Source organism: Succinivibrio sp., assembly GCF_045124615.1.
GTDB classification, from domain to species: domain Bacteria; phylum Pseudomonadota; class Gammaproteobacteria; order Enterobacterales; family Succinivibrionaceae; genus Succinivibrio; species Succinivibrio faecicola.
On the sequence record NZ_JBGVMC010000368.1, the window covers coordinates 1 to 11,655 of the forward strand.

Below are 11,655 nucleotides of genomic sequence, written 5' to 3' on the forward strand. Positions count from 1 at the left end.
GAACCTGGGTTTGCCTTACCGGTACCTGCAATAGTAGGAGCAGTACCATGAGTTGCCTCGAAGATTGCGCTGTCAGCACCGATGTTTGCACCAGGTGCAATACCGATACCCCCCACTTCTGCTGCAAGAGCATCAGAAATATAGTCACCGTTTAAGTTCATTGCGCAAACTACATCATAATCCTGTGGATATAGAAGAATGTTCTGTAAGAATGCATCAGCAATACAATCCTTAACTACAATTTTCTTGCCGTTCTTTGGATTGGTGAAGCTTACTACACCCTTCTCATCCTTAGTTGCACCATACTTTTCTTCAGCAAGCTTGTAACCCCAGTTCTTGAAGGCACCTTCAGTAAACTTCATGATATTGCCCTTGTGAACGATGGTTACTGACTTTCTGTCATGGTCAATAGCATATTCAAAAGCAGCACCGATTAATCTTTCAGTACCAGCCTTTGACATAGGCTTTACACCGATACCGCAGTCTGTATTAAAGCGGATCTTCTTAACGCCCATTTCCTTCTCTAAAAAGTCGATAAGTTTCTGTGCGCCTTCTGAATTTGCCTCCCACTCGATACCTGCATAAATATCCTCAGCATTCTCTCTGAAGATAACAGTATCAACAAGCTCTGGATGTTTTACAGGTGATGGAACACCATTGAAGTAACGTACAGGACGAAGACAGATGTATAAATCAAGAGTCTGTCTTAAAGCAACGTTTAATGAACGGATACCACCGCCAACTGGAGTGGTTAGAGGACCTTTGATAGCAACGTGATACTTTCTGATAAAATCAAAAGTCTCATCTGGTAACCAGGTGTTATCACCGTAAACCTCAACTGAACGACCACCGGCATAGATTTCCATCCATGAAATCTTCTTCTGACCGTTATAAGCCTTAGCAACTGCAGCATCAACAACCTTCTGCATTACAGGAGTAATATCAGCACCGATACCGTCACCACGGATAAATGGCACGATTGGATTTGCAGGAACCTGTAACTTGCCGTTTACATCGATTGTAATTGCGCTACCTTCTGCAGGTACTACAACTTTTGAGTTGAACATCAGTATCTCCTAATAAAACAATGTATGATGCATAATTGTAGCAAAAATAGTGCAAAACTAGCAGTATTCTTGAAATATTCTCAGTTAGACTGCATTATGCACAAAAATATGGCATCAGAAAAAAATCATGTCTTGTCTCCTTTTTATCTGCAGTTTAAAAAATCAGTAATTTTTGCTAAAATGATCACATTCAAGGAGATAAAAATGTCATCAAGATTCAAGCCATATGCAACCGTTGCTCTTATTGTTGAGCACAATGGAAAATACCTTATTGTTGAAGAGTATAACGAGGATCAGGAAAATCGTCTTGTCTTTTCAAATCCATGCGGTCATATTGATGGCAAAGAAACCATTATTGAAGCAGCTAAAAGAGAAGGCTATGAAGAGACTGGCTGCGAGGTAGAAATTTTAAGTCTTGTTTCTATTGATGATTATGTAAAGGATAACGAAACCATCTACAGATTCTGCTTTGAAGGAAAGCTCAAGGACTACAAAGAGCAGATGATAGCAGATGATCCTGACAATGAGATCCTTGCTGTTAAATGGTATACAAAAGAAGAAATCTACAATAACAAGGATAAATGGCGTACAAGACTTGTTGGCAAAAACTTCGATGCCTATTTCAAGGGACAGCGTTTTGATCTGTCCTTAATAAGCTCAATCAAGCCATAGGATAAAAAATGGAATTTGATGCACGCATCCCTTACGAACAGCTAAAAGGAAAGCATGTTGTTGTCGGTCTGTCAGGTGGTGTAGACTCATCTGTGAGTGCTGCACTATTAAAGCAGAACGGAATGAAGGTAACTGCTCTTTTCATGAAAAACTGGGAAGAGGATGACACTGATTCATACTGTGCTGCAGCAAAGGACAGAGAGGATGCACAAAAAGTCTGTGACAAGCTTGGAATAGAACTGAAAACCATCAATTTTGCAGCTGAATACTGGGATAATGTTTTTGAGATTTTCCTGTCAGAGTACAAGGCTGGCAGAACACCAAATCCAGATATTCTCTGCAATAAAGAAATCAAATTTAAAGCTTTCATGCAGTATGCAATCGAGGTACTTGATGCAGACTATATTGCTACTGGTCATTACTGTCAGAGAAGCTTTAATACACCAAAAGCTCACCTTTTAAGAGGTGCTGATTCAAATAAGGATCAGAGTTATTTTCTGCATGCAATCAACAGAAATATCCTTGAAAGAGTACTCTTCCCTGTAGGAGATATTGAAAAACCAAAGGTCAGAGCTATTGCAGAAAAACTTGGTCTTGCAACTGCTAAAAAGAAGGATTCTACAGGTATCTGCTTTATTGGAGAAAAACGTTTCCATGAATTTCTCTCAAAGTATATTCCTGCAACACCAGGTGATATTGTAAGCACCAAAGGTGAAGTCGTTGGCCGTCATGATGGACTTATGTATGCAACCATAGGTCAGAGAAAGGGACTTAATATTGGTGGCAGAAAGGATAGTAACGGAAAACCTTGGTATGTTGTTGAAAAGGATGTAAAGAACAACAGACTTATAGTTGCACAGGGAAATGAGGATACTGATCTTTATTCATATGGACTTATCGCAATCAATGAAAGCTGGATCACTGACTGTCCACAGTTACCATTAAAATGCACCTGCAAGATCCGTTATCGCCAGCCTGATGTACCTTGTACCGTATACAGAGATGGCGAAAACCTAAAAGTGATTTTTGATAATAAGGTTGCAGCTGTAGCTCCAGGTCAGTCTGTTGTGTTCTATCAGGGACCTGACTGTCTTGGTGGCGCTGTTATTGACCGACATCTAAAAGACTAGAAATATGAAGAATATCAAATCAGAATCAATTGCTCTTGCAGCTTTATTCCAGTGCTGTTCACAGATAAACAGAATAGCTCATACAGGCTACTGTGATGAACATTCAGCAGCAACTGTATTTCGTGCACTTCTTGTTACAGATCCAAATACCGTTGAGGATATCTACAAGACTAGTGATCTTAAAAATGGATTTAAGTCTCTTATCGAAGGATTCTCAACAGACGGTATTACAGACAACAATGCAAAAGAGCTTGCAAAACTTGCAATGCAGGTTATTGCTCTTACCGACAGAATTATGGGAAACACTTCTTTGTACAACAGACTGTCAAATGAAATTGATTCTCTGAAATTGCAAATTGAAAAGGAATATCCTGATTTTCTTGAGGGAAGCACATCAGTTGTCATGAATTCAGACAATGTTGAAAAATTTGCTCAGCTCTATCAGTCATTAATCAGCCCTAATTTTTCAAAACTCCTGATTTTTGGTGAGGAGCGTTTTTTAAGTTCAACTGAGAATCAGAATAGAATCAGAGCTCTCCTGCTTGCAGGTATCAGAGCTGTGGTTTTATGGAATCAGGTTGGCGGTAAAAAGCTTTATTTAATGTTCAGACGTAAAGACATTCTAAGTTACGCATCTGAACAGATCTAGAATTTCTACTTTTATATGAGGAATATCATGGAACTTTCAACTTTATCAGCTGTTTCACCTTTAGATGGTCGTTATGCATCTAAAACTGAAGAACTGCGTCCTATTTTTTCTGAATATGGCCTAATGCGCTTTAGAGTACAGGTTGAATTAACCTGGTTAAAGCACTTAGCAGCCTGCGAACAGATCAAAGAGGTTCCAGCATTTTCTAAGGAAACTGTTGAGTTTATCGATTCAATTATTAAGAACTTCAACGAAGAAGATGCTTTAGATATCAAAAAGCGTGAAGCTGTAACAAACCATGATGTTAAGGCTGTTGAATACTTCTTAAAGGACAAGACAAAGTCTAACGAGCAGATTGCAAAGGTTAGCGAGTTCATTCACTTTGCATGTACCTCTGAGGATATCAACAACAACTCTCATGCTTTAATGCTTAAGACTGCAAGAGAAGAAGTTTTACTTCCAATTGTGGATGAGATCATCTCAAAGATTGCAGATTTAGCTCACAAGTATGCAGATGTTCCATTATTAGCACGTACCCACGGTCAGCCTGCATCTCCTACCACTATCGGTAAGGAAATGGCAAACGTAGTTTACAGAATGCGCCGTCAGCGCGAGCAGATTGCCAATGTTGAAATCATGGGTAAAATCAACGGTGCTGTAGGTAACTTCAATGCTCATACAGTTGCATATCCAGATGTTGACTGGTACGCATTTTCAAAGGCTTTTGAAGAGGATTTAGGCTTAACCTTCAATCCATATACAACTCAGATTGAGCCACATGACTACATTGCTGAGTTATTCGCAGCTGTTGACAGATTCAACACAATCCTTATCGATTTTGACCGTGATATCTGGGGTTATATCTCAAACGGTGTATTCACTCAGAAGACTATCGCAGGCGAAATCGGCTCTTCAACAATGCCTCACAAGGTTAACCCAATTGACTTTGAAAACTCAGAAGGCAACTTAGGTATCGCTAATGCTCTATTCGGTCACTTAGCAAACAAATTACCTATCTCACGTTTCCAGCGTGACCTTACTGACTCAACTGTTTTAAGAAACCTTGGTGTTGCTTTTGGTTATTCTCTAATCGCTTACAAATCAACCTTAAAGGGTATTTCTAAGCTTCAGGCTAATGCAAACCACACTGCAGTTGAACTAGACAACAACTGGGAAGTATTAGCAGAGCCATATCAGACAGTAATGCGCCGTTATGGTATTGCAAATCCATATGAGAAGTTAAAGGAATTAACCCGTGGTCAGCAGGTAACTAAGGAGATCATGGAAAACTTCCTTGAGAATCTTGATATGCCAGAAGAAGCTAAGGCTTTATTACGTGGCTTAACACCTGCAACCTACATTGGTCGTGCTGTTAAGTTTGCAAAAGATATCTAAACGATATTTACAATTAGATAAGGCCTCAATATTGAGGCCTTTTTTACGACTAAACAAAGGAAATTTTTATCTTAATGTGATGTATCTAATGGTGCAAAAGACTTAATCAGATCATCAACTGCCTTACACTGAGCTAAAAATGGCTCTAACTTATCAAGAGGTAAAGCTGATGGACCATCACATTTAGCATTTGAAGGATCTGGATGAGCCTCAAGGAATAAACCTGCAATTCCTACAGCTAAACCTGCTCTAGCTAGCTCTGTAACCTGAGCTCTTCTGCCACCTGATGCAGCACCATTGCTGTCACGACACTGAAGAGAATGAGTAACATCAAAAATTACAGGATAATTACCTGTAACCTGCTTCATAACAGAGAACCCCAACATATCTACAACAAGATTGTCATATCCAAAATTTGAGCCTCTGTCGCAAAGAAGAAGCTTGTCATTTCCGCACTCTTCAAATTTCTTTGTAACATTAGCCATCTGAGATGGAGATAGGAACTGAGGCTTCTTGATGTTTACAACCTTGCCAGTCTTTGCAATTGCAGCAACAAGATCAGTCTGACGGGCTAAGAATGCTGGGATCTGAAGAACATCTGCATATTCAGCAACTATTGCAGCCTGCTCATTTTCATGAACATCAGTAATAATAGGTACATTAAAAGTCTTTTTGATTTCCTCAAAAATCTTCATGCCCTCATCAAGACCAGGACCTCTGAATGAGAAAATTGATGATCTGTTAGCCTTGTCAAAACTTGCCTTGAACACATATGGAATATTTAGTTTTTCAGTAACCTTAACATAGTGTTCGCAGATCTTCATTGCAAGATCACGACTTTCAAGAACGTTCATTCCGCCGAAAAGAACAAACTTATTGTGGTTGGCAATTTCAATATTGCCAAGTTTAACAACCTTATCTTCCATTTGAGCCTCGATATGAATTGATTACTGATAATATGATATATGAAAAAAAAAAATATACAAAACAAAATGTTCTTTGTATGTTACATACGTTTACCTGACAGACACCTCTTTTAAAGGAAAAAGTCTTGAGAAAAGAAGCCTATTGCTCTGAGTGCATAGGTTGTATGCAGCAAAAAACCTAAAGGTTCACTTTGCTTTATCAAAAAAACAGCAGATACTAAGTTATTAACATCTGCGACTTAAATGGCAGGATATAAGACACAAAAAAAGGACCACATTAAGTGATCCTTTAAATGTTTGATTGTATTTATACCTTAATCTTAGATACCATCTCTGTTAAGTGAGATACGTTATCTGTTGCATCATTAACGATTCTCTGAGCGGTATCAACCTCAACAGCAAAGCCCTGAGCTGCATTGGTAATGCTCTGCATGTTGTTGGAGATTTCAGATGTTGCAGTTGTCTGCTGCTCTGCAGCTGTTGCAATCTGACCAATCTGAGCAGTTACAGTTTCACCCTTCATGATAATATCGTTAAGCAGTGATTCGATAGCAGCAGTTTCTGCAGCTAAAGCATCCATTGACTCAACAGACTTGGTCATAGACTCATTTGCAAGGTTGGCATCAGACTGAACCTGAGATACCATTGAGGTAATTTCCTGAGTAGATTTTGAAGTACGGGATGCAAGGGCACGAACTTCATCTGCTACCACAGCGAAGCCCTTACCAGCCTCACCTGCACGAGCAGCCTCAATTGCAGCGTTAAGAGCAAGTAAGTTGGTCTGAGATGCAATCTCATCAATTGTCTGAACAATAGTACCAATCTTCTGGGCTCTATCTACAAGAGCGCTAACCTGCTGAGCATCGTTCTTTGACTTAACAACCTGTTCCTGAATAGCTTCAATGGTCAGACGAACCTTTGATACACCATCCTGGGTGGTTCTGTTGGAATCTTCAGCATTAACAGCAGCTTCCTGACAGTTCTTGGCAATATCAGATGTTGTAGAAACCATCTCATCTGCTGCAGCTGCAACTGTAAGAGCACGGCTCTCAGTTACCTTAGCAGATTCTGCAATCTCACTTGTAGTGTTATTGATGTTGGTAAAGTTCTCATTTAACTTGGCTTCAGCACTCTTGATAGCGCCTACAATGCCTTGCCATTCAACACGCATACTCTCTAATGCACGTAGAAGTGTACCAAAGTCATCATTTAAGTTTGTTCGTACCTCACTTGACAGGTCACCTTTTGCAATTGCAGATGTTGCAACAAGAGCCTGCTTGATTGCAGCTGTGAATATAGTTGCAAGAGAGATGCTTACAACTACTGACAGAACAACTACCAATAATGATGCCAATGCAACAGCAACGATAGGACCGTTGGAGTTCAGCTCATTTAAGTTTGCCATGATACTTGACAGAATTGATGAGTTAATCTTGACAATGATCTTATTTGCATCAACTAACTTTGGATAGATTTCTACTGAGTAAATACCACGAGCCATAGGTTGGAAGTTACGCTTTAAGACAGGAATAAGTCTTTCATGGTAATTTGCTACAACTTCTGCAATATCAGACTTTAAGAGTTTTGTGTACTCTGTTGAATTAGTGCTGTCAATCTTATCAGCAAACTGACTTATCTGTGTTAACTTGTTTTCAACAGCAGCCTGATTTTCAGGAGTAAATTCACGAATATTATTTACGAAAATAAACAGCTGATCGTTAACCTCATTTACAAGTGCGCTGATTTCAACATTAGGGTTATAGTTACCTGAAAGTTCTGTATCAGCATACTCAATAGAGCCCTTAATAGATGATAGATTTACTAAGGAGACAATTGAGATAACGAGTGTTAATACGATTACAACTGAGAAGGCAACAAGAAGTTTAGCCTTAACTGCAAGATTATTAAACCAACCAAACATATGAATCATCCTTATTTGTATAAGAAAAACAGCGTCAGCAGTCTACTGATACTTTGTTACTATTATCGGCAATGTTTATCAATAATGTTAATCCAAAATTATTAAATTTTGACTTAATTCAAAGTTATACCTTATTGAAATACAAACATTTAACGGTGCATCACAAGATTTCTTTAACTACTAAAATAAAAAACCTCAGTAGTTATAAAACAAACTGAGGTATTATTTCATTTTTTTTAATTTCTTATTTTTCAGATTCCATCTGAGCAGGTGATTTTGGCAGCTCAACATAAGAATCATCATTATCTACAAGATAACCAACTCTTTGAGCAGGTATCTCATCACTAATCTTTAAAACTGGAGATAACTGTGTCTGGTTATCTGAAATTGCAAGTTCTGATCTTTCCTGTCTGAAAGCTGTTGCCATAACAATGCTCTGAGCCTGACTGTCAGCATCCTTGCTGGATTTTACGCCATATACAATCTCAGCTAAGGCATGAGCCTGCATACATACAGCTACATATCTGTTTGCTATATCTCTCATACACTGCAAGAATGTCAGATACATCTCAGATGAATGCATAGATACGTGCTCTGAGCCGATAATAGCTACTAATTCTAGCTGACATTTATCGATATCACGGTTAAGTTTCTTTGAATGCTTAACTAGGCTTTCAACAGACTGGGAATTTGCCTGTTCTCTTATGGATGCTAAATCGTCATTTAATCGCTCAACTCTCTTTAACAGTTCATAAAGACTCTGTTTCATGATGCCGCCAAAGATAGTATGACGGTTTGCAACATGATTTACAGCCTGATCAATTGCATAATGAACTGATTTTGAAGCTTCCTTCATATTTGAGAACACAAGATAGAAGAAGAACTTAGCATCATTAGTACATTTAGCTTTTGATACTACCTTTGATGAAAGCAGATCTTTTGTATTATCCATTGCAAGAGAATAGTAAGCACGTCTCTTCTCACTTAAAGACTCAAGAATATTTGATGCCTTGTTACGAGCTCTTCTTAACTGGAATTCGTTGTCATCAAAGAAGGCATCAATTGATACCTGCAGGCTTTCAAGCTCCTTTGTAAAATATTCAGGTACTGAATTTGCAACAGACTGAAGAATTTCCTGATCTGTTTTTGCAGAAAGAGCACTGATTGCAGCATCAGATTTTGACTTTCTAAAGAAGTTTGTATAGATGATTAAAACAAATACAAATGGAGTTATGCAAAGAGCTGCAATATAACCTAGATTAAACAGAATAAATCCGATAAAGCAGGCAAATGTAAAGGCAGAAATACCTGTTAAGAACCAGCCTGCAATAACAGTTACCACACCTGATATTCTATAAACAGCACTCTCTCTGTCCCAAGCACCGTCAGCAAAAGAGGTTCCCATTGCAACCATGAAGCAAACGTAAGTGGTTGATAAAGGAAGCTTTAATGAAGTTGCAACGGAGATTAGTGTTGCAGCAATAACAAGATTTATTGAAGCTCTTACATAGTCAAAAGGCAGTCTATCCTCACCCTTCTTAACAAGAGGCTTTGTATATCTTTTCTTGATATAGGAAACACTAGAATCAGGAATAGATTTATAAACAGTTCTTGAAACACCAAGACCAATTCTTGTGATGATTCTGCCAAGAGTTGAAGCACCGAACTGCTCTCTTGTACCTGATGTACTTGATGAGAGGTTAATAGATGTCTGAATAACCTGTCTTGCCTTCTTGCTCACCCACAGAGTAACACACATGATAGCACCTGCTGTGAACAGCCATATTGTTGAGGTTCTGTTAGTCTCATTCAGACAGTCCATCATGAATGATGAATCACCTGCACCAAACTGACTCCAGTTTTGATATGAGTCAAGTGCAGCTAGAGGAACACCAACGAAGTTTACAAGATCGTTTCCTGCAAATGAGAATGCAAGAGCGAAGGTACCGGCAAGAATAATAAGTCTGAATACATTCTTATTAAAAAGAACCATTATCTGACCGATTAGGGCAAATACAGCAAATATACTCCACATAATTGATGAGAAATGGGTATCCATAAAGTCAAGATACTCAGGTTTCATGAATGATGCACCCTTAGCACCTTTCATGATGAGGAAGTATGCAATTGCTGAGATTGAAAGACCGCAGTAGATACCGCCTAGATATTTCACAGTTCTTTCAAATCTGAATGTGAAAAGAAGTCTGCAGATAAACTGCACTACCATACCTGTAATAAAAGCAATTACAACTGACAGTAAAATAGCTGAAACGATGGTAGCTGTTCTATCAAGCTTAATGTAGTTAAAAATTTCTGAGTAGGACAGGCCTGTACCATAAACCTTAAAGAATGATGCGAATGTTGCAGCGCCTAGTAACTCGAAAATAATTGAAACTGTTGTAGAGGTTGGAAGACCGAAGGAATTGAAAAGATTAAGTAGAAGGACATCTGAAATCATTACAGCGACAAAGATAAGAATTATTTCACCGAAGCTGAACATTTCAGGATAAAGCATACCTTTTCTTGCAATTTCCATCATTCCCGATGAAAAGGTAGCTCCCATAAGAACACCTAAAGAAGCAACCACCATGACAACGGCAAGTGGCGCGATTCTAGTTCCGATTGCAGAATTTAAAAAGTTAGCAGCGTCATTACTTACGCCTACAAAAAGGTCCAATGCAGCTAGCAGCAGAAGCATAACCACAATGATAAAAACTATACTTGAAAGCATGGTGTTCCTTTATTTATACACTTTGTGGGTAATTTTACTAGATCTCATTACTTTTTTGGTAGATATATTTTATTTTTTGCTTAATTCGTAAAGTTCTATTCAATAATTTGTTAAATTTTTGTAAAATAAAATAATTGTGAGCTTATTCACATATTTTTATTATATTTAACTATCATTTGTTTATTTTTGAGAATTTTTAGATTGCAGTTTATATAATATCTATAACTTATTTTTAAGACAGAACTGATCTTTATTCTCTAAAAATCTTTAATTTTCTTAAGGTATGGTATGGAGCAGAATCTTCAAAAAGACATCGTATATGAGCAGATAAAAGAGAAAATCATCTCTGGCTCTTTTGCTATGGGCGAGAAGATCTCTGAAAGAATGCTTGAACAGCTTATTACAGCTAACAAGGCTCCTATCCGTGATGCCTTAAAAAGACTTCAGGCTGAAGGCCTTGTTGTAAGAAAAGCTAAAAGTGGAACTTATGTATTCTCACTAAATTCAAAAGAGCTTTTAGATCTTTTAAACTTCAGATTTGTGATTGAATCTCAAAGTGTGATCCTTTCTTTTGCTATAAATCAGGAAAGATTAATAGAAGAAACCGAAAAAGTAATTGTAAAAATGAAATTTGCTCTATCTTCTAATAATGGAGAGGATTATCTTTATCAGGATTCTGTTTTCCATAAAAACCTTGTAGATCTGTGCGAAAACAGTTATTTCATTTCATCCTTTGAAAGAATTTCTGCAATTATGAACACAGCAAGAAACAGACTTGGCAACAATATGGAACACATGCAAAAATCCATAATCGAGCATCAGAATATTGCAACTGCAATCAAGGAAAGAAATATTGGTCGTGTTGTAACACTGCTAAGAGCACATATTCTTCCAGATTTTGGTGCCTACTGGAAAAATTTTGAACATTTAGTTAAATAATTGTAAAAACTAATAAAATTTAGTTTTAATAAAATTTTATTAATATTTTTTACAAAAAATTTAATGTTTTTTTTGCAGTTTTGTGAAAAAATAAGGCGTTTTTTTTAAAGCAGGACAGGTTTCCTGACAGGATTTGTGTATAAACCGAAGTTAAATTAGACTTCTTATTCTTTAGGAGGATGTATGATTTCAGCATGCATTTTAAATGAAGACACTGATAAATTA

The 11,655-nt window shown here is 37.6% G+C and carries 9 protein-coding genes; 5 read left to right on the plus strand and 4 right to left on the minus strand.

What is annotated here, in order from left to right:
• The coding region (icd, locus tag ACJML3_RS09750; protein WP_406022775.1) for an NADP-dependent isocitrate dehydrogenase at window positions 1-1,067 on the minus strand (1,067 nt) is incomplete at its 3' end.
• A 204-nt stretch (window positions 1,068-1,271) separates the two neighbouring features.
• Here icd and ACJML3_RS09755 point away from each other — a divergent pair.
• Genes ACJML3_RS09755 through purB form a run of 4 tightly spaced genes read left to right on the plus strand, consistent with a single transcriptional unit; the run spans window position 1,272 to window position 4,913 of the window.
• The gene (locus tag ACJML3_RS09755; RefSeq protein ID WP_406022776.1) at window positions 1,272-1,739 is read left to right on the plus strand and encodes an NUDIX domain-containing protein; all 468 of its coding nucleotides are present in this window, start codon (window positions 1,272-1,274) and stop codon (window positions 1,737-1,739) included.
• Window positions 1,740-1,747: 8 nt separating this feature from the next.
• Window positions 1,748-2,869, plus strand: coding sequence for a tRNA 2-thiouridine(34) synthase MnmA (gene mnmA / locus ACJML3_RS09760; RefSeq protein WP_406022778.1), 1,122 nt, complete (start codon window positions 1,748-1,750; stop codon window positions 2,867-2,869).
• Between the two features lie 4 nt (window positions 2,870-2,873).
• A complete protein-coding gene (locus ACJML3_RS09765; protein WP_406022780.1) occupies window positions 2,874-3,518 on the plus strand; it encodes a lysogenization protein HflD in 645 nt (214 codons plus the stop codon).
• Between the two features lie 27 nt (window positions 3,519-3,545).
• A complete protein-coding gene (gene purB / locus ACJML3_RS09770; protein WP_219936604.1) occupies window positions 3,546-4,913 on the plus strand; it encodes an adenylosuccinate lyase in 1,368 nt (455 codons plus the stop codon).
• Window positions 4,914-4,984: 71 nt separating this feature from the next.
• On the opposite strand, the gene kdsA is transcribed toward purB, so the two are convergent.
• The 3 genes from kdsA to ACJML3_RS09785 all read right to left on the minus strand — a co-directional run bounded on the left by kdsA (window position 4,985) and on the right by ACJML3_RS09785 (window position 10,491).
• Complete coding sequence (gene kdsA, locus ACJML3_RS09775) at window positions 4,985-5,839, minus strand: 3-deoxy-8-phosphooctulonate synthase (protein WP_406022783.1); 855 nt, start codon at window positions 5,837-5,839, stop codon at window positions 4,985-4,987.
• Window positions 5,840-6,146: 307 nt separating this feature from the next.
• Entirely contained in the window at window positions 6,147-7,760 is a 1,614-nt protein-coding gene (locus ACJML3_RS09780) for a methyl-accepting chemotaxis protein (RefSeq protein WP_406022785.1), read from the minus strand.
• Between the two features lie 244 nt (window positions 7,761-8,004).
• Window positions 8,005-10,491 carry an inorganic phosphate transporter gene (locus ACJML3_RS09785; protein WP_406022787.1) on the minus strand — a complete coding sequence of 829 codons (2,487 nt, stop codon included), beginning with the start codon at window positions 10,489-10,491 and terminating at the stop codon, window positions 8,005-8,007.
• Window positions 10,492-10,779: 288 nt separating this feature from the next.
• Between ACJML3_RS09785 and ACJML3_RS09790 the strand changes: the two genes are divergently transcribed.
• Entirely contained in the window at window positions 10,780-11,430 is a 651-nt protein-coding gene (locus ACJML3_RS09790) for a GntR family transcriptional regulator (protein ID WP_406022789.1), read from the plus strand.
• Window positions 11,431-11,655 lie beyond the last annotated feature (225 nt).

What these genes read in the sequence shown, in the direction of transcription:
- ACJML3_RS09755 (WP_406022776.1), top strand. Translation starts at nt 1,272, where the DNA reads ATGTCATCAAGATTCAAGCCATATGCAACCGTTGCTCTTATTGTTGAG.
- mnmA (WP_406022778.1), top strand. Translation starts at nt 1,748, where the DNA reads ATGGAATTTGATGCACGCATCCCTTACGAACAGCTAAAAGGAAAGCAT.
- ACJML3_RS09765 (WP_406022780.1), top strand. Translation starts at nt 2,874, where the DNA reads ATGAAGAATATCAAATCAGAATCAATTGCTCTTGCAGCTTTATTCCAG.
- purB (WP_219936604.1), top strand. Translation starts at nt 3,546, where the DNA reads ATGGAACTTTCAACTTTATCAGCTGTTTCACCTTTAGATGGTCGTTAT.
- kdsA (WP_406022783.1), bottom strand. Translation starts at nt 5,839, where the DNA reads ATGGAAGATAAGGTTGTTAAACTTGGCAATATTGAAATTGCCAACCAC.
- ACJML3_RS09780 (WP_406022785.1), bottom strand. Translation starts at nt 7,760, where the DNA reads ATGTTTGGTTGGTTTAATAATCTTGCAGTTAAGGCTAAACTTCTTGTT.
- ACJML3_RS09785 (WP_406022787.1), bottom strand. Translation starts at nt 10,491, where the DNA reads ATGCTTTCAAGTATAGTTTTTATCATTGTGGTTATGCTTCTGCTGCTA.
- ACJML3_RS09790 (WP_406022789.1), top strand. Translation starts at nt 10,780, where the DNA reads ATGGAGCAGAATCTTCAAAAAGACATCGTATATGAGCAGATAAAAGAG.